Source organism: Lawsonibacter sp. JLR.KK007, assembly GCF_036941135.1.
Lineage (GTDB): Bacteria > Bacillota > Clostridia > Oscillospirales > Oscillospiraceae > Lawsonibacter.
In genome coordinates this window covers 17,640-35,107 of record NZ_JAYWSY010000004.1, presented here as the reverse complement: position 1 = coordinate 35,107, position 17,468 = coordinate 17,640, and the positions used below count along the sequence as shown (strand labels likewise).

The following is a 17,468-nucleotide window of genomic DNA, read 5'->3' as shown; positions in this document are numbered from 1 at the left end:
GTTGATTTACCATTGAAGTGCGAAAGCTCGAAAGAGCTCGACGCACTTCAATTTTTTTATGCTTTTGGGAAAGGAGGACGGGGAACATGGGCCGAAAGCTCCGCTATCTCGGGCCGACTGAGCGGGCAGAAATTGAGAAGCTCCACAACGGAGGAGCCCCGGCGGCAAAGATTGCCGAGAGGATCGGCTATCACACGGCGACGATTTACAGAGAACTCCCCAACGGATACACCGGGGCCGTAGACGAGTATGGTCGGCGGGTGTATAGCGCCGAGGTCGCACAGCGGACCTTTGAGAGGAACATCAAGCGCCGGGGCGAGCGGGCCCCGGTAAACTAAAGAAAAGGAGATTGCTATACCGTGAAGAATACCGACAACAACATTTTGACCACCCTCCGGGGCTATTTCCTCCTCGCGGCGGCGGACCTCGCCCTCTATCCCGAGGGATCGCCGGAACATATCCGGGCGGAGCACTCGGCGGCGAACACCTCACGGACGGTTTTCGAGCTTTTCGGGGCCGCGGCGGCGGAGGCTTTGAGAGAGGAGGCGGTCCAGAAATGGCCGAAACTCGGCGGGATCGCGTGACCCTGGCCGCCCTCCTTGCCGTCCTCCAGGACGGGGACCGCGTCTTTATAGTCCACCGCATGGGCCCGCATGAGTGCGAGGGCGTGGCCGGAGGAACAGCCCAGGAGCTCCGCTCTACCCGTTGCGTGGAGGTATGCGGGGACAACATGGTCGAGCGCATCGCCCTGGACCTGGACGAATGGCCGGAGGTATGGCCGAGCGACGACCCGGCCCCGGTCCTGGTTATCACCATCGGCGGGAAGGAGGCGGAGAGGTGAACCAAACAAAAATTGAGTGGTGCGACAAGACCTTAAACCCGGTTGTCGGGTGCTCCTATGGTTGCCCGTACTGCTACGCCCGGAGGATCAACGCCCGTTTTCACTATGTACCGGATTTTTCGGAGCCGCAGTTTTTCCCGGAGCGCCTGGAGCAACTGAAAAGCAAAAAGCCCGCGAAAGTGTTCCTCACCTCTATGAGCGACCCGGCGGACTGGAGGCAGACATGGGCCGCCGCCGTCTTGGACGCGATCGAGAAAAATCCACAGCATGAGTATTTATTGTTATCCAAACGCCCGGAGGCGTACATGAATTTATTCCCGATATGGCGGCACATCTACGGGGACCTCAAAAATATATGGTACGGCGTCACCGTGACGAGCTATCGGGACCTCCACAAGATCGCAGACCTCCCGCTCTACGGAAAGCGGTTTATCAGCTTTGAGCCGCTCCTCGGCTCGGCGGACCCTCGGCTCCGCCCGGTAAAATGTGCGGTCCCGTGGATAGATTGGGCCATCATAGGAGCGGAGACCGGGCCGGGAGCAAGCGCCCGCCGCCCTCGGCGGGAATGGGTGGAGGAGATTGTTTCCTATTGCGACGAGACGGGTGTCCCCGTATTTATGAAAGATTCCCTCCTCCCCGTGGTCGGGACGGAAGGAATGAGGCGGGATTTTCCAGATCCCCTAATGTGGATATAAACGAAAGGAGATTGCTATACCATGAAAGCTCTTGTAATGACAGCCCAGGACGCCCGGGAGTTTGAAAAGCTCGGCGGCCTCACCATCACGAAACCGATCAAGCCCGCGCCCGCCGCCTATGTTGAGGGGGCAAAAATGGAGGAGGCGGCCCCCGGGCGCTGGAACCTGATCCGGGAGGGCGTGATCTACGCACACGACGGCGGGGCCACCTTTACGACGCCCGTCAACGCCGGGGACATTGTTTTCCTCCGGGAGCCGTGGGCCCGCCTCAAGAACCCGGCGAACGGGGAGCCCTCGGACCGCGTGATCCTCGCGGCGGATTCCACCGTTGCGGAGGGACAGACCGCCTATAAGTGGGCCTCCCCCGTATCCATGCCGGAGTCGGCGGCCCGCCGCTTTGCCGTTGTGAGCAAGGTCGAGCCCATCTATAACGAAAATGTCGCCGTTTGGTCTATCACGCTGGAGGCCGTCACAAAGGCCGCGGCGGAGGCCGGAGAGGCCGGGGCGCTCCCCTACTCCGACGCGCCCAGCCAGGAGGAGGGCTCCAACTATTTTACATACGCCGGGGACATGAGCCCGGAGGATCACGAGCGCATGATCGCCGCGATCAACCAGGACCGGGCCCGCCTCGCCGAAGTGCAAGATCGGTTAATCAGGATTGACAACCGCCGCCGGGAGCTGGCCTATCTCAATTTCGAGGGCCGGGACAAGGTGGACCCGAACGACCGCGCCGCCCTCCAGGAGGAGGACGCCACCCTGGACGCCGAACAGGCGGAGCTTGCAAGAGAGGAGGCGGAACTCCGCCACGCCCTGGAGGACGCCGGAGCCCCGGCACCTACCACAGCAGACCGCGCCCGGGAAAAGCTCGCGGCGATCCGCTCCCGCCGCGGCGAGATCGCTAATTTCGACGCCGAAACGAAGGTATCAAACAATTACGATATTGAGGAGGCGCGGCTAATCCAGGAGGAGCGGGACCTCTCCGCATACCTGGAGGGGCTCACTGCGGCGGAGGGTGGTCCGACCGGGGAGGAGCCGCCCGCCGGGGAAAGCGAACAAACCACGCTTGACGCCCAGGAGGACGAGGAGGTCGGCTCCTTCACCTTTGGCAAGTGTAACTATTGCGGGCGAGAGTGGGGCGTTACCCTGGAGGGCGCAAAGGGCGGCGGTTATCCCACACAGCGGACGGCCAACGCCGCCGCGACCCGCGTTTGTGATTGCCCGGAGGCCGTGGAGAACCGAAAGCCGGAGGTCGGCGTCGCCTTTGCCGTCACGACGGGGGCGTGTAAGTATTGCGGCCAACTCCAGGAGGTGGGCCCCCATCCGTCCCAGGCGGCGGCGGACGAGACGGCGACGGAGGTTTGCTCCTGCCCGAGCGCCCGGACGGCCCGCCGCACGGCGGAACAGATCGAGGACGCCCGGGACCGTGTAAACCGCCTTTTCGGGGAGAGGGCCGAGGACCTCGGCTTTAAGCCGATCGCCGGGGACGGCGCGATCGAACTCCTGGAGCGTGTGGTCGAGCTGATCGCCCGGGGGCCGATTTCCTCGGCGTCCCTCAATATCCGGGGCCAGTGTAAAGCGAAATTCTCCATTACCAGCAAGGGCAAAATCAAGGTATCCAGGAGCGAAACCCGCTCTTGCGATCTTGAGGCCGGAGAGTGATCTCATGGAAAACCTCTCTATATTTGATTTGACGCCGGGAGGGGAGCAATTCAAGCCGGAAAAATCGACGGATTGGAAATGGAGATTTTCAGACTATCCGAGGGAAAAGAACGGGTTAAAAGTATTTTCGTGTTTCGCTTGTGGCGGCGGGTCGACTATGGGCTACAAGCTCGCCGGGTGCGACGTTCTCGGGTGTGTGGAAATTGATCCCCGTATGAATGAGGTCTATGTGAGGAACCACGCCCCAAAATACAACTACCTCATGGACATACGGGAGTTTAACCGGCTCCCGGCCGAGGAGATTCCCGGGGAGCTTTTTGAGCTGGACATTCTGGACGGCTCCCCGCCGTGTACCACATTCTCCGTCGCCGGGAAAAGGGCGGAAACATGGGGGAAAGCGAAAAAATTCCGGGAAGGACAAAAGGAACAGACCCTCGACGATCTCCCGTTTGTATTCATTGAGACGGTAGAAAAGCTCCGCCCGCGGTGCGTGATCCTGGAAAACGTCGAGGGGCTGATTATGGGCGAGGCGTGGGGGTATGTCCAGGAGATTTACAAGCGCCTCAAGAAAGCGGGGTACAAGGTCCACCATTGGCTCCTCAAGGGTGAAAACATGGGAGTCCCACAAACGAGACATAGAGTTTTTTCGTGGGAATACGGAACGACCTCGGCGTCGATCCGGTCGATCTCGATATGTCATTTTATTATGAGCCGGTGCGTTTTCGGGAGATCAAGTCGGGAGAGGGCGGAGCGGTAGGACGGGAAAGTATGTCGTTTCGGGCCTTGCAAAAGGCGACACCGGAGGACAAAGACCTCGCCGCCGTATATAAGCGGATCGGGGAGCGGGAGCGTTGCTTTACGACCCGGATCGTATGGGAGGACGATATACCGCCAACGCTCACAGCGAGGACGGACCAATACCGGGGAGAGGAGAAAACACGGGTAAGCATTGAGGACCTGATCCATATACAGACATTCCCGGAGGATTTCGACTTTATCAGAAATACCTATTACCGGGCCCTCTATGTTTGCGCTATGTCCGTCCCGCCCGTAATGATAAAGCGGATCGTATCCAGGTTAATTGAGGCCGGGGTATTTGAGAAGGGAGCGACGCCGTGATTTGGGAATTGAGCTATAAAGCAGACCCGCGGGCCCGGGAAGTGGCGGACCGACACTATAACAGGCAAAAGCCGGGGACACCTCAATTTGTGCCACCGGGCCGCGCCCTTGTGCTTTACACGGAGACGGAGACCGGGAGGGCATTTTGGGTAACGTCCTACCCATTCGCTCAATATGTGCGCCACGCATGGGCGGGCGCGTGGGTATGCTCGGCCTTTAGGAATGAGGGCGCAGGCGTGGCCTCCGAAATGATCCGGGACGCAGTAGCCGCGACGCGGGCTTATTTCGGAGAGCCGCCAGACCTCGGCCTCGTGACCTTTATCGACCGCCGAAAAGTGCGCCCGACAATGGTCCACGGCCTCAAGACATGGGGGTACACCTACAAGCTCGCCGGATTCCGGGAAGTCGGAGAAACAAAAGGCGGCCTTCTCGCCCTCCAGTTACTTCCGGGGGATATGCCGCCGCCGGAGGCGGCGAGGGAGACGCCGCCGTGAGAATTGGCTTAATCGACGTGGACGGCCACAACTGGCCGTCCCTCCCGCTTATGAAAATATCCGCATACCACAAGGCGAAGGGCGACAAGGTCGAGCTGTGGTTTCCTATGAACCATTACGACAAGGTCTATATGAGTAAGGTTTTCCCAGGCTCGGCGGACGTGGACTCCGTCATATACGCCGGCGAGATCGAGCGGGGCGGGACGGGCTATTTCTATCCAGACGGCGGCCCGCCCCTACCGGAGGAGATCGAGCACATATTCCCGGACTATGGCCTATATCCAGAGGCCACGGCGGGGCGGGCTTATGGATTCCTGACCCGCGGCTGTCCCCGTCAATGCAGATTCTGCATTGTGGGAAAAAAGGAGGGGACAACCTCCCGGCAAATCGCCGATCTCTCCGAGTTTTGGAACGGACAACGGGAAATTAAGCTCCTCGACCCTAACATTTTAGCGTGTAAGGATCGGGAACGGCTTCTCCAAGAGCTCGCCGCCTCCGGCGCGTGGGTGGACTTCACCCAAGGGCTCGATATTCGCTTGATCGAGGGCGTCGAGGACCTCGTAACAGCTATAAAAATAAAACGGATTCATTTCGCGTGGGACAACCCGGAGCAGAATTTGAGGCCGTATTTTGAAAAATTCCGTAAAAAGTGCGATCTCAACTATTCAAAACTCGGCGTCTATGTCCTTGTAAATTTCAACTCAACACAGGAGCAGGATTTAGAGAGGGTCTATTTTCTCCGCGATCTCGGATATGACCCCTATGTCATGGTGTACGAAAAAGAAACCGCTCCGCGGGAGATAAAGCTCCTCCAGAGGTGGGTAAATAATCGGTTTATTTTCCGGTCGTGCCCGCGTTTTGAGGACTACGACCCGCGGCGGAGATAGGAGGGAACCGCTTGAAAATCAAGATTACAAAGAAGCTCCCGACCGATCCAGAAAACCGCCCGGAGGTGGGCGGCGTGTACGAGGTTGTCCGGCAAGCGCCGGGGCAGTATGGGCCGATCCTATTTATCAAGGTCGGCGGCGTGGAGGTCGGCGTTTTGGGCGGGGAGTATGAGCCCGCGGCGGAGGTGGAACCGTGAGCCGCCGGGTCTATCGCTGGAGGGTCTCCCCTCCTCCCGGCTCCGGCTTTGAGACGGTCGAGGTCCTCGGGGCCTCCCGCTATGAGGCTATGATCGCCGCCGCGAAATTGTGGCGCACTCCCTGGACGCAGATCGCCTGCGCTTGCACCTTTGAAAGGCTCGGGGAGGTAGCGGAGAAATGAGAGAAGCGGACATTTATAGAGCCGCCCTCGAAAATGGGGCGCAGACGCTCAAACCCTCATGGTATTTGAGGAAATGGCAGAACTACAAAAAGAACTTTGCAAAAATGCCAGGGGGAAAGACAACCGCGGGAGTATTGCGGAGGAGATCGCAGACGTTCAAATTATGCTGGAGCAAATGATTGCCCTCCATAATTGCCGCGCTATGGTTAGGACATATAAGGCCGCAAAACTTGACCGATTGAAAGAGCGGTTAGGTCTCGGGGAGGTGGAGACGTGAACGATCTCCCGGTTTGGCAACTTCCAGTAATGAGCGAAACGGGCGCAAGTGCAAACGCCTACATACCAAAAACGGCAAAATACCATTGTTTCATTGACAACGCCTCTCTTTGCAAGAGATACACCCAGGATACGGACTATTACGAGACAGGGATCGAAAGCGGAGAAATTCTCCGCAGACCGGAAATAGCTTGTAAAAAATGCCGGAAAATGTGGTTACGGCGGTATGTGCCGGAGGAGGCGGAGCCGTGAAAAAGGGAAAGAACCGGGCCGCGGCGGCGGTCGAGCTGGTCGCCGTCCTCCTGGCAACCGCCGCCGCCTTTGCGTGGGGACAGCGGGCCGCCCTGATAGAGCGAGGCTATACTGCCCACGGCGGGGAATACCTCCTCCTCGTAATTCCTTTTATCTACTACACCGGGAAACGGATCGCCGAGGACTGGATTGTGGAGCTCCGGGAGCTATGGAGGGGCAGACAGTGAAGGAAACGATAAAAAGGCTTGAGATCGCGTTCATGGGATACGACACCCAACAGACAAAGGCGGCGTTTCAACGGTTTGCAAGAGACAATCAGGAGGAAATAAGAACCGATTTATTGAAAATGGGGCTTTTGACCCTAAAGGACGGGACGCGGATCACGGCAATAACTCCAGGGACGGCGGGCTCGGGAATTTGTGCATACAAATACGACCAACTGATCCTCGCAGACGACAGCAGAAAAAGGATATACTCCGCACGGTGGAGGGAAATAAGCCTATTTTTACAAACGGCTATGGATCGCTCGTGCGTCCCGGAAGGATACAAAATTTTATTTTATGATCTCGACGCCCCGGAACCGCGGAGCGAGACCAGGAAAGGAGCGGGAAAACATGGGGAGGAATTATAAAATTTGTCCCAGGTGCGGGGACCACCTGGACCACGGCGAGCGGTGCGAGTGCATGGACCGCCGCCCGGAAACCGCGGAGACGGCCAGAGCCACGCCGACCGAGCGGGCCCGGGGCTATGTGATCGGCGTCGACCTCGCCCAGGGGAAGGACCGCACGGCGAAAGCCTACATTTCCAGAGCATAAAAAAGAGCCCCGGACGCTTGACGAGAGCGTCCGGGGCGCAACCGCCCGGAGGGCTGATTGCTATACCACTATTATATTACCACCTCCGGGCTAAAAAGGCAAGAGCCACAGGCCAAAAGAAAAGGCGGTTTTTTGATATGCAAAGAGTCAAAAGGCGAATTTTTTCGGGGGCCGTATGCGAGCAAGTGGTTTTCAATGTCCCGGACAGAATAAAAAACCTGGACAAGGCGGAGCCGCGGCCCCGTTTCAAAACAGAGGAGGAGCGGGCCGCCCACAAGCTCGGAATTTCCCGCCGAAAACACGCCCGGATCGTAAATAACAATTTCGGGCCTACATCTAAATATAGCACCTTAACCATGGACGACGAGCACGAGGTCCACACCTTCCAGGAGGCGAGGCGGGTCCGGGATAATTTCTATAATCGCCTCATATACCACGCCCCAGGCGCTAAAATCATGCTTTACATGGGCCGGGGCAAAAACACTCACCGGATACACTTCCACATGATAAGTGAGGGCATACCGGAGGACCTGATCCGCCGACAATGGACCTCGGGCTCCGTCCTACGGATCGAAAACCTCCGGGAACATAACTATTACGACGGCGTAGACCGGGGGCGGGACTATACGGGCCTCGCCAACTACTTATTTAATCACTGGACGCCGGAGGTCGGCGGCCACAGGTGGAAGGGCTCCCGGAAAACCCTCCAAAAGCCGGACTATGAGGAACCGACCACCGTCAAGCGAAACTACACAGAGGACAAGCCGCCCAGGCCGCCGAAAGGCTATATTTTCGTAGAGGCCACGGCGACGAAATACGGATACCTTTATTATAAGTATGTCCTCAAACCGCCGCCGAGAAAGCGGCCCAAAAAGAAGCGGGAATAAACCCGCCTCGAAAGCCTTGTAAATGTGTAAAGTTTTGAACCCAAACCACAGCAGGAAGGAGATCGCAAAAAATGAACATCAACCAGTTAGCGAAAGAGGTCCACGACAACGCCGTCGCTCATGGATGGTGGGACAAGCCGCCCGCGCTCCCCGAGGCGCTTTGTCTGATCCATGCCGAACTCTCCGAGGCCCTGGAGGAATACCGGAACGGGGCCCCGCTCGTTTATGGGACGTGCGCCCTCGCTGAGGAGGATTGTCAGTATTACGCCATATGCGACAGAGCGGGCCAACCAGGGGCGGAGGGCGCGGACGGTCCTTGCAAGCCGGAGGGGATCGCCGTCGAGCTGGCCGACGTCCTCCTCCGCACTCTGGACCTCATGGCCGCCCTCGGAGTGGACGTGGACGCCGTGGTTATGGCAAAGCACAAATACAACCTCGGGCGGGAGTACAGACACGGAGGCAAAACCGTATGATCGCCCCAGGACGCCCCTCGGCGGGGGGGGGTAACTGATCGCAACAGTGGAGGAGGTGGACCCCGTGGCAAAGAGTGAATTTCCGAACCAGCTCCGCAAGCTCCGGGAACGCCGCCGGATAAGCCGCCGGGTCCTGGCCGAGCTATGCGGAATAAGCAAAAGCGCCCTCTCCAGGTACGAGCGGGGGGAGCGTGTCCCCACCCTCACAGACGCCGAGGCGCTGGCCGACTTTTTCGAGGTCTCCCTTGACCGCCTTTGTGGCCGGGAAAAATAAATTTTCGGAGCGTCCCCGAACGGGGACACCGGGGGCCGTGGCCGTGGTTTAATTACCTTGTGGACATATAGCCGCCTGGAGCGGGACCACGCGCCGGGGCATGGGGCCCGGTCCCTCGGCTCCAGGCAAAGACGGGAGGGCGGCGGCGGTGCGGGACTTTGCGAAAGCGTTCTATCTCTCGAAAGAGTGGCGGCGGGCTCGGGCCTATGTATTCAACCGGGACGCGGGCCTATGCGTAAGGTGCGGGGCCCTCGGGGAGATCGTTCACCACAAGGAGCACCTCACGCCGGAGAATATCAGCAATCCAGAAATTGCGCTCAGCGAGGACAATCTCGAATTGCTTTGCCGAGAGTGCCACGCCCTCGCCCACGCCGGGGAGCTGGCAACAGACAGCGGGCTCACGTTCGACGACGAGGGAAATGTTGTCAAGCGTGAGTTACTGTCATAGCAAAAGCGGATCACAACGCAAGGGAAAATAAACCACAGGTGAAAGCAAGCCCAGCAGAAAACGCCCACCCATCCCGACCCCGGGCCGCCCATCCGTCCGGCCACGCGGGGCCAGCGCCTCGGCGGCGGTCGAGCGGGAAAAGAAAAGCGAACAGCCGCGGCGAGTCCTCGGCGCTCATGCCTCCCCCCCACCTCGGACCCCCGGGGGTGGGCTTTTCCGAACCGCGTCCCATCCCCGTCTATAACCCCCCGGGCGCACACATAAGGGGGGGGGTACAGCCCGCCGGAGAGGAGGTTTATACATCTTATGGCAAAACCAAAAACTTCCTATGAAAGCCTCTCAACCGCTGAAAAAACGGAGGTAAAAAAGCGAAAAATCGCTAAACTTTTCCGAGAATTGCCCGCCGAAAAGAAACAGTTTGCCGACGGTTTGATCTATCAACTGGCCGTGACAACTGTCACCCTGGAGCGCCTTGTGGAGGAGATCAACAACGGCGAACTGATCGAGGATTTTGTCCAGGGAACCCAAAAGCTCCGGCGCGAAAATCCGGCCCTCAAAAGCTACAATACCACGATCAAGTCGTTTACTGCCCTCTCGAAAAGCCTCCTCGACCTCCTCCCGGAAAAGACCCAAAAACAGGCCGGGGAGGAGCTTATGAATTTCGCAACTAAGCCCCCGGGGGCGGGTAGAAAATGAATTATATCCTTGCCTATTGGGAGGCAATCGAGAGCGGGAAGGTTGTCACAAGCCGCCGCGTCCGGGCCGTTTACAAGCGCCTCGCCCGGGAGATACAGGAGCCGGACCCGGATTCCCCGTATTATTTCGACGAGGAGATCGGGGAGCGCCCGATTATATTCGCCGAGCGGTTTTGCAAGCAATCCCAGGGCGTGATCGGGGCCCCGCTCGTGCTGGAGCTTTTCCAAAAGGCATATATTCAAGCTCTTTTCGGATTCCTGGAGAAGGAGACCGGATTCCGGCGTTACCGGGAGACTATGTTCCTCGTGGGCCGGAAAAATGGCAAGTCGACCCTCCTCGCCGCGATCGCCTTGTATATGCTGATCGCAGACTATGAGGGCGCGGCGGAGATTTACAGCGTAGCCACGAAAAAGGACCAGGCGAAAAAGGTCCTCACCGAGGCTATCAACATGGTCAAGCAATCGCCGGAGCTCCGGGCCGTTCTCAAGAAGCGGCGGAACGACCTCTATTTTGCGGCCACGGCCTCCATTTTCGAGGCCCTCGCCTCGGATTCTAACACCCTGGACGGCCTCAACGCCCACGCCGTCATTATTGACGAACTCCACGCAATCAAGGACCGGAACCTCTACGAGGTTATGAAGCAATCCACCTCCAGCCGCCGCCAGCCCCTTGTCGTTATGATTACCACGGCGGGCATGGTCCGGGAGAGCGTGTTCGACGAAATGTATGAGCTCGCTTGTAAGATCGCGGACGGCGTCGAGGAGGACCCGACTTTCCTCCCGATCCTCTACGAGCTGGACAGCCGGGACGAGTGGACCGATCCGACGAAGTGGCAAAAGGCAAACCCGGGCCTCGGGACCATCAAGCAATACAAGACCCTCGCGGCCTTTGTCCAGAGGGCAAAGATCAAGCCGGAGGACCTCCCCGGCGTCCTCTGTAAGGATTTCAACATCCGCGAGGTATCCGCCGCCGTCTGGCTATCCTTTGAGGCGATACAAAGCGAACTCCGCTTTGAGCTCCAGGACGTTTATAACACCTACGCCCTCGGCGGGTGCGATCTCTCTGCAACAACGGACCTCACTTGTGCGACCCTTCTCATACGCAAAGCCGGGGACCCGATCGTCTACGTTCTACAGCAATATTTCCTCCCGGAAAAACGGGTGGAGCACCTGGAGGACAAGAACACAAACGAGGCCCCATATCGGAAATGGGCGGACCGCGGCCTCCTCACCATCTGCCCGGGGAACCGCGTCAACTATTCCGACGTGACGGCGTGGTTTTGCCAAATGCGGGACGAGTGGAAGATCGACGCGATCAAGGTCGGCTATGACCGGGCCCTCGCCGGGTATTGGGTGGACGAAATGAAGTCGAACGGCTTTGACATGGAGGCCGTCGCACAGGGCCCCTACACCTGGAGCCAGCCAATGCGGGAAATGGGGGCCGCCCTGGAGGCGAAACAGGTCAACTATAACGGGAACCCGATCCTTGTTTGGTGTCTGACAAATACCGCCGTTAAAAAATCGGGATTGAACAACATCCAGCCCGTGAAAATCACGGACAAGCGGCGGATCGACGGCGCGGTCTCCCTTCTCAATGCGTGGGTTATGTATGTGAAATATTTCGAGGACTTTATGTATGCCGTGGGGTGAAACAATGGGATTTTTGAATATTCGCGGACTTTTTGAGTCCGTATTCGGTAAACGGCCAACGAGCGGGAGCAACCTCCCGGCGTTTCGGCTCCTCTCGTCCTATGACTCCAGCTTTACGCCATTTAATGGGCGGGCGTGGGACATTGGAACCGTCCGCGCCGCCGTGGACGCATGGGCCAGGAACGCGGCAAAGATACAGCCCCGGCACATCCGCCGCGCCGGAGGGCGGCGGGAGACCGTTTCTGACAGCTTAGAGCGGATTCTCCGGGTCCGGCCTAATCCGTATATGACCGCCTACGCCTTTTATTACCGCGTGGCCGCTCAATTCGTTGTGTATAATAACGCCTTTATCCTCCCCATGTTCGACGGCGGCAAGCTGACCGCCCTCTATCCGATCAACGCCTCCCGGGTGGACCTCGTGGAGGATATGGGCGGTATGTATGCCCGCCTCACCTTTGCGACGGGGAACGTCTACACGGTCCCCTATGAGCACCTCGTCCACCTCCGCCGTCACTACCTGGACAATGATATTTTCGGGGACGATAACCGCCCCCTCCTCCCCGCCCTGGAGACCGCGGACGCCTTTAACCAGGGAATGAGCAAATTTGCGAAACTCGTCTCCGTGATCCGGGGGATTCTGGAGGCCCCGACCGTCACAAAGCAAGAGGACCTCGCGGCTCGGCGGGACGCCTTTGTCCGGGATAATTTCAGCATGGAGGCCAACGGCTCCGGCGTGATTATCACGGACAGCAAACACAAATATACCCCCATCCAGCAGAAGGAGACGCCGATCCCCACCGGGCAACTCGAATTTGTCCGGCGGGAGATTTACGACTATTTCGGGATGAATGAGGCGATCGTCCAGAACAAGGCCACGCCGGAGGAAATGGACGCCTTTTATCAGGGCCAGCTCGTCCCGTTCTATATGCAACTCGCCCAGGGCCTCACCGATGCCATTTTTACGGAGCGGGAACAGGGTTTCGGGAATGAGGTCCTTTGTGAAATGGATCGTATTCAGTTTGAGACCCTGGACAAGCGGGTCGAGGCCGCGCAGTTTTTGGCACAGATCGGGGCCCTGGAGCTGGATCAAGTGCTGGATATTTTCGGATTCCCGCCCATCGGCGGCGACGAGGGAAAGCGCCGGGTCCAGACGTTGAACATGGTAAACGCCGAGATCGCGGACAAGTACCAAATGGGGACAACAGGGCAAAAGGCGGAGGAGACGCCGAAAGAGCCCCAGGAGCCGCCCTCCGGCGGCCCACAGGACACGCCGGAGCCCGAGGAGGGGCAGGAACCCACAGAGCCGAAAGACGGAAAGGAGGGCGCTTAAAATGCCCATTAAGAAGGGGCGCGAGTATCGCGCATTGCAGGGCTTTTCCCTCGTCCCCCGGGAGGGGGAGTCGGACGCCTACAAGGTGCGGGGGACGGCGATCGTGTTCGATACCCCGACCGTCCTCTTTGAGTGCGACGGCGTCAAGTATTACGAAGTGATCGACCGCCACGCGCTGGACGGGTGCGACCTCTCCGACGTGATTATGAACTACAATCACGGCGGGAAGGTGGTCGCCCGCCTCCGCAACAAGACCCTCACCCTCAACATCACGGACCGGGGCCTGGACATAGAGGCGGACCTCTCCGGCACAGTAGCGGGCCGGGACCTTTACGAGGAGATCGACGGCGGCTATATCGACAAAATGAGTTTTTCCTTTGCGGTGCAGGAGGCGGAGTATGACGCCGCCACCCACACCCGGAGAATAACTAAATTCCGCAAGCTATACGACGTTTCGGCGGTGGATATTCCCGCCTATGAGGAAACGGACCTCTCCGCCCGATCCTTCTTTGAGGTGGAGCACTCGAAGGAGGTCAAGGCTTTGGAGCAAGCCGCGAGGCGGCGGAGGCTTTTAGCGCGGACCCGTACCTATCCACACACCACACAGAAACAGGAGGAATAAAAACTATGTTTGAGAAAAGACGTAAAGAGATCGCCGCCCGCCGCGCCGAGATTCGGGCGCTTTTGGCCGGGGAGGGGGCCGTCGATATGGACGCCATGGAGAAGGAGCTCGACGCCCTGGACGCCGAGGAGCGGGACCTCGACCGCCGGGAGGCCGCGACCCGCCGCCTCAATGGCGGGGCGGGCCTGGAGGGCCGGAACGGCCAGCAGGGCGGCCACGGCGACCGGGGCTCCGGCGATCCTACCCCCGGCCCCGTGAACCCGATCGCCGGGGGCGGCGAGGCCCGGGGCGGCCTCCCCGTGGGCGTGGAGAGCCGCGCCGCCTACCTCGCCGACCTCCAGGGGATTCCCCTCCAGGACGTGGAGGCCCGCGCCCAGCGTTTCGCCGAGGGCGGGCGTATGGAGATCACCACCGACGCCCTTTGCCGCTCCCTCACCCTCACCAGCGGGAATATTGCCCAGCCGACCCGCGTCTCCGGGATTAACCCCGGCCAGAATATCGTCTCCGGGATCGTGGACATGGTCCGCGTCGTGGACGCTAACGGTATGGGCGAGGATTCCGTGGCCTATGAGGTAAGCGGCGGCCAGACGGCGGCCACCAAGAAGGACGACGGAACCGCCCCCGCGACCACGGACCCCGTCCTCCGTATCGCCAAGATTACCCCCGTTTTGATCTCCACTCTGTCCTATGTCTCTCGGAACATCCAGCGCACGACCCCCCTCAACTACCAGGGGCGGGTCTCCGAGGGCGCTTTGACCGCCCTCCGCAAGAAAACCGGGGGCCTCATTGTCACCGGGGACCCCGCGGCCACCATTCCCGAGCCGACGGGTATTCTCAAAGCCGCGGCCATTGAGGCGGGCTCCGACGTGGAGATCGGCAAGATCGACGAGAAAACCCTCCGCACGATTGCCCTCAAGTATGGCGGCGCGAACAATGTCGAGGGCGGCGGTGTTCTTCTCCTCAACAAGGACGACCTGATCGCGTTCGGCGACATTCGCGGGACCAGCGAGAAAAAGGCCGTTTACGAAATTGAGTTTTCCGAGAACAGCACCACCACGGGCACGATCAAGGACGGCGGCCTCGCGGTGAAATTCTGCATTGTGGACGAGCTCCCCGCCCTCTCCAAGACCACCTCGGCGGCGGGCTCCTATTGCATGGCATACGGGAAACCCCTGGCCTATCAGCTCGACTTGTTCGGGCCCTACACCGTGGAAGTCTCCCGCGACTATAAGTTCGCGGAGGGCCTCCTCGCCGTCATGGGCGAGGCTATGATCGGCGGGAATGTTATCACCGAAAACGGATTCCTCCGTATCAAGAAAAAGGCCAGCGCCGGGGCGTAAGGAGGCGGAGCATGAGCGAGAGCACGGGCCGGAGCCCCGCCGCCCGGGAACCCGCGGCGGACGTCTCGGAGGAGTATCTCGCCGCGGGGAGGCAGGCTGTACGAACGAAGTCGACAGCGTTTGACGGGGAGATCGTGGACCTGATCCGCGCCGCCCGGGAGGACCTCGCCCTCGGCGGAGTCCTCCCCGAGCGGGCCCAGGACGAGGAGGACCCACTCATTAAGCGGGCGGTTATGAACTATATCAAGGCGGAGTTTGGCCTCGACAATGAGGACGCGGAAAAATTCCGGGCCGTCTATGAACGCCTCAAGGTCTCCCTCGCTATGTCCTCGGACTACGTCGGCGGGGAGGTGTAGCCGTGTACTGGAGAGACGAGGCCGCCCTCATTCGAGAGGAAAAAAGGGTAAAACCGAACGGCTACAAGGAAACGGTCAAGACGCGGCGGGAGGTATTCGCCAACAAAAAGACCGCCACGCGCTCCGAGTTTTACACGGCAAAACAGGCCGGGGACAAGATCGCCCTCGTCCTGGAGGTGCGGGGCGCGGACTACCAGGAGGAGACCCTCGTGGAGTACGAGGGCCGCCTCTATGAGGTCGTGAGGGCCTACACCGAAAGCGGCGAGACCTACGAGCTAAACTGTAAAGAGGCCCAGGAGCCGCCAGAAACGGCCCAGGAGGGGCCGGACAAGGAGGGGGAGGGGTGAGTATCAATGAAACCTTGCGGGCCGTCCTGGAGCCTATAGCGCCCGCAGAGGCGGACGCCTACGAGGGCAAGAAAGCGGTTTACATCACGTTCAATTACCACACAACCCCGATCAATTACGGGGACGACGAGCCGGAACAGGAGCGGGTCTCCGTCCAGGTCCATCTATACGCCCCTCTCGGCTATGACATTACCGCAAAGCGGCGGGCCGTTAAGAAAGCCCTCGCCTCGGCGGGCTTCACCTATCCGGCCTATACCAACGCCTCGGATAAAGACGGTCAGCACCATGTTTTTGAGTGTGAAACCGTCGAGGGCTTAGAGGAGGAATGAAAGAGAATGGGACGCCTCACCGTGAATGGGCTCGACGCCCTCTCCGACGATTTCGCCGCCCTGGCTCGCCTACCGGATAGCGTGGTTGAGGGGATTCTTGAGGCCGAGGCGGGCGTTATTCTCCCGGCCCAGCGGGCGGAGATTGAAAAACAGTGGACAGGGCCGCACTCTTTGGGGATTTCCTCGAAGTCAGTCAAAAAGGGGAAGGTCAAAAAGGATCGGGACGGGCGCTCCCTCACCATCTACCCCCAGGGGACCCGCAAGCGCGGCGGGAGGTCCACAAGAAACGCCGAGATCGCTTTTATCAACGAATACGGGGCCCCGGGGCGGCACATAGCCGCCCGCCCCGCGATCGACGCCGCGAACAAGAAGAAAGAGAAAGAGGCGATAGACGCCGGAGAGCGGGTCTATAACCAATTTCTCGACAGCAGAAACCTATAAATTTTAGGAGGTTTTACTATGGCAAGTTTTGGGGCGAAATATCCCTATTTTAACCCCGTGGCGGAGGAGCCGGAGGGCAAGCTCCCGGTCTATAAGGACCAGGACCCCGTCCGGGTGGGCCGCCTCGTCAAGGCGGACCTCACCGTAAACCTCGCCTCCGGCAAGCTCTTTGCCGACGACGGCCTCGCCGAGAGCGTGGAGGAGTTTTCCTCCGGCTCTATCGCTATGGAGACCGACGACATGGAGGACCCCGTCGCGGGCGTCGTGTACGGTTGCACCGTAGAGGGGAAAATGGTCCGCTACAATGTCGGGGACGATCCCCCGGCGGGCGGCCTTGCGTACTTCAAGAAACTTATGAGGCGGAAAAAGGTCCTTTACAAGGGCTATTTCTATCCCCTCGTCAAGGCCGCCCTCGGAAACGACACCGCGCAGACCAAAACCGACAGTATCACATTCGGGACCAACAACACGACTTTTACAGTGTTCGCTTGTGAGACGGGCGACTGGAGGTTTACGGAGGAGTTTAAGACGGAGCCCGAGGCGATCGACTGGATCAAGAAACAGCTCAAGGGGAAGAAACGGGCCGCCACGCCCACGGCCACGCCCGCGGCGGGTGCGGTCGCCAGCGGCGCGACCGTTGCCCTCGCCACCACCACGCCGGACGCCGTGATCAGCTATACCACAGACGGCTCCGACCCGACCGAGACCTCCCCCGCCTATTCCTCCCCCATTGAGATTACGGAGGAGACCACGATTAAGGCGATCGCCACCGCCGAGGGATTCGCCGCCTCCGACGTGCTGGAGGCTCACTATACCCTGACGGAGTAACACACAGGGAGGCGGGACAACCCGCCTCCCT

Annotated in this window: 29 protein-coding genes; all 29 read left to right on the top strand. The window is 59.6% G+C overall.

The features are described 5' to 3' along the window. Window positions 1-86 precede the first annotated feature (86 nt). Window positions 87-338 carry a helix-turn-helix domain-containing protein gene (locus VV088_RS22615; protein ID WP_334598898.1) on the top strand — a complete coding sequence of 84 codons (252 nt, stop codon included), beginning with the start codon at window positions 87-89 and terminating at the stop codon, window positions 336-338. A gap of 21 nt (window positions 339-359) precedes the next feature. After that, entirely contained in the window at window positions 360-584 is a 225-nt protein-coding gene (locus VV088_RS22610; protein ID WP_334598897.1) for a hypothetical protein, read from the top strand. Beyond that, window positions 557-841 carry a hypothetical protein gene (locus tag VV088_RS22605; RefSeq protein ID WP_334598896.1) on the top strand — a complete coding sequence of 95 codons (285 nt, stop codon included), beginning with the start codon at window positions 557-559 and terminating at the stop codon, window positions 839-841. Before VV088_RS22610 ends, VV088_RS22605 begins: the two co-directional genes overlap by 28 nt. Next, complete coding sequence (locus tag VV088_RS22600; RefSeq protein WP_334598895.1) at window positions 838-1,536, top strand: DUF5131 family protein; 699 nt, start codon at window positions 838-840, stop codon at window positions 1,534-1,536. Before VV088_RS22605 ends, VV088_RS22600 begins: the two co-directional genes overlap by 4 nt. Window positions 1,537-1,557: 21 nt before the next feature. After that, window positions 1,558-3,195 carry a hypothetical protein gene (locus VV088_RS22595; protein ID WP_334598894.1) on the top strand — a complete coding sequence of 546 codons (1,638 nt, stop codon included), beginning with the start codon at window positions 1,558-1,560 and terminating at the stop codon, window positions 3,193-3,195. 4 nt (window positions 3,196-3,199) lie between these two features. Beyond that, the gene (locus VV088_RS22590) at window positions 3,200-3,952 is read left to right on the top strand and encodes a DNA cytosine methyltransferase (protein ID WP_334598893.1); all 753 of its coding nucleotides are present in this window, start codon (window positions 3,200-3,202) and stop codon (window positions 3,950-3,952) included. Window positions 3,953-3,963: 11 nt separating this feature from the next. Further along, complete coding sequence (locus VV088_RS22585; protein ID WP_334598892.1) at window positions 3,964-4,314, top strand: hypothetical protein; 351 nt, start codon at window positions 3,964-3,966, stop codon at window positions 4,312-4,314. A gap of 248 nt (window positions 4,315-4,562) precedes the next feature. Continuing rightward, complete coding sequence (locus VV088_RS22580) at window positions 4,563-4,808, top strand: hypothetical protein (RefSeq protein ID WP_334598890.1); 246 nt, start codon at window positions 4,563-4,565, stop codon at window positions 4,806-4,808. Between the two features lie 107 nt (window positions 4,809-4,915). Further along, window positions 4,916-5,695 (top strand): radical SAM protein, encoded by a 780-nt coding sequence (locus VV088_RS22575; protein ID WP_334598889.1) that lies wholly within the window; start codon window positions 4,916-4,918, stop codon window positions 5,693-5,695. 11 nt (window positions 5,696-5,706) lie between these two features. Beyond that, window positions 5,707-5,892 (top strand): hypothetical protein, encoded by a 186-nt coding sequence (locus VV088_RS22570; protein ID WP_334598888.1) that lies wholly within the window; start codon window positions 5,707-5,709, stop codon window positions 5,890-5,892. Beyond that, window positions 5,889-6,074 carry a hypothetical protein gene (locus VV088_RS22565; protein ID WP_334598887.1) on the top strand — a complete coding sequence of 62 codons (186 nt, stop codon included), beginning with the start codon at window positions 5,889-5,891 and terminating at the stop codon, window positions 6,072-6,074. The genes VV088_RS22570 and VV088_RS22565 overlap by 4 nt, the downstream gene beginning before the upstream one ends. A gap of 273 nt (window positions 6,075-6,347) precedes the next feature. Next, on the top strand, window positions 6,348-6,602 hold the full coding sequence (locus tag VV088_RS22560) for a hypothetical protein (RefSeq protein ID WP_334598886.1): 255 nt from the start codon (window positions 6,348-6,350) through the stop codon (window positions 6,600-6,602). Continuing rightward, window positions 6,599-6,829 carry a hypothetical protein gene (locus VV088_RS22555; RefSeq protein ID WP_334598884.1) on the top strand — a complete coding sequence of 77 codons (231 nt, stop codon included), beginning with the start codon at window positions 6,599-6,601 and terminating at the stop codon, window positions 6,827-6,829. Before VV088_RS22560 ends, VV088_RS22555 begins: the two co-directional genes overlap by 4 nt. Continuing rightward, window positions 6,826-7,233, top strand: a complete 408-nt coding sequence (locus VV088_RS22550) for a hypothetical protein (protein ID WP_334598880.1) — start codon at window positions 6,826-6,828, stop codon at window positions 7,231-7,233. The genes VV088_RS22555 and VV088_RS22550 overlap by 4 nt, the downstream gene beginning before the upstream one ends. Next, entirely contained in the window at window positions 7,217-7,417 is a 201-nt protein-coding gene (locus VV088_RS22545; RefSeq protein ID WP_334598879.1) for a hypothetical protein, read from the top strand. The genes VV088_RS22550 and VV088_RS22545 overlap by 17 nt, the downstream gene beginning before the upstream one ends. 137 nt (window positions 7,418-7,554) lie before the next feature. Further along, entirely contained in the window at window positions 7,555-8,304 is a 750-nt protein-coding gene (locus tag VV088_RS22540; protein ID WP_334598877.1) for a hypothetical protein, read from the top strand. A gap of 71 nt (window positions 8,305-8,375) precedes the next feature. Next, window positions 8,376-8,777, top strand: a complete 402-nt coding sequence (locus tag VV088_RS22535; RefSeq protein WP_334598876.1) for a hypothetical protein — start codon at window positions 8,376-8,378, stop codon at window positions 8,775-8,777. A gap of 64 nt (window positions 8,778-8,841) precedes the next feature. After that, window positions 8,842-9,051, top strand: a complete 210-nt coding sequence (locus VV088_RS22530; RefSeq protein WP_334598875.1) for a helix-turn-helix domain-containing protein — start codon at window positions 8,842-8,844, stop codon at window positions 9,049-9,051. 148 nt (window positions 9,052-9,199) lie between these two features. Beyond that, window positions 9,200-9,499, top strand: coding sequence for an HNH endonuclease (locus tag VV088_RS22525; protein WP_334598874.1), 300 nt, complete (start codon window positions 9,200-9,202; stop codon window positions 9,497-9,499). 306 nt (window positions 9,500-9,805) lie between these two features. Then, window positions 9,806-10,195: a hypothetical protein gene (locus VV088_RS22520; protein WP_334598872.1), complete on the top strand. Its 390-nt coding sequence runs from the start codon at window positions 9,806-9,808 to the stop codon at window positions 10,193-10,195. Further along, the gene (locus tag VV088_RS22515) at window positions 10,192-11,844 is read left to right on the top strand and encodes a terminase large subunit (RefSeq protein WP_334598871.1); all 1,653 of its coding nucleotides are present in this window, start codon (window positions 10,192-10,194) and stop codon (window positions 11,842-11,844) included. Before VV088_RS22520 ends, VV088_RS22515 begins: the two co-directional genes overlap by 4 nt. Before the next feature lie 4 nt (window positions 11,845-11,848). After that, window positions 11,849-13,174 carry a phage portal protein gene (locus VV088_RS22510; protein WP_334598869.1) on the top strand — a complete coding sequence of 442 codons (1,326 nt, stop codon included), beginning with the start codon at window positions 11,849-11,851 and terminating at the stop codon, window positions 13,172-13,174. A 1-nt stretch (window position 13,175) separates the two neighbouring features. Next, complete coding sequence (locus tag VV088_RS22505; protein ID WP_334598868.1) at window positions 13,176-13,796, top strand: HK97 family phage prohead protease; 621 nt, start codon at window positions 13,176-13,178, stop codon at window positions 13,794-13,796. A 5-nt stretch (window positions 13,797-13,801) separates the two neighbouring features. Further along, window positions 13,802-15,136 carry a phage major capsid protein gene (locus tag VV088_RS22500; protein ID WP_334598867.1) on the top strand — a complete coding sequence of 445 codons (1,335 nt, stop codon included), beginning with the start codon at window positions 13,802-13,804 and terminating at the stop codon, window positions 15,134-15,136. A gap of 11 nt (window positions 15,137-15,147) precedes the next feature. Next, window positions 15,148-15,492 carry a phage head-tail connector protein gene (locus VV088_RS22495; RefSeq protein WP_334598865.1) on the top strand — a complete coding sequence of 115 codons (345 nt, stop codon included), beginning with the start codon at window positions 15,148-15,150 and terminating at the stop codon, window positions 15,490-15,492. Window positions 15,493-15,494: 2 nt separating this feature from the next. Continuing rightward, on the top strand, window positions 15,495-15,839 hold the full coding sequence (locus VV088_RS22490) for a phage head closure protein (protein ID WP_334598864.1): 345 nt from the start codon (window positions 15,495-15,497) through the stop codon (window positions 15,837-15,839). Continuing rightward, entirely contained in the window at window positions 15,836-16,168 is a 333-nt protein-coding gene (locus VV088_RS22485) for a hypothetical protein (protein ID WP_334598863.1), read from the top strand. The genes VV088_RS22490 and VV088_RS22485 overlap by 4 nt, the downstream gene beginning before the upstream one ends. 6 nt (window positions 16,169-16,174) lie before the next feature. Next, a complete protein-coding gene (locus VV088_RS22480) occupies window positions 16,175-16,609 on the top strand; it encodes a hypothetical protein (RefSeq protein ID WP_334598862.1) in 435 nt (144 codons plus the stop codon). Window positions 16,610-16,627: 18 nt separating this feature from the next. Continuing rightward, window positions 16,628-17,437, top strand: a complete 810-nt coding sequence (locus VV088_RS22475) for a chitobiase/beta-hexosaminidase C-terminal domain-containing protein (RefSeq protein ID WP_334602880.1) — start codon at window positions 16,628-16,630, stop codon at window positions 17,435-17,437. The last annotated feature ends 31 nt before the right edge of the window (window positions 17,438-17,468 follow it).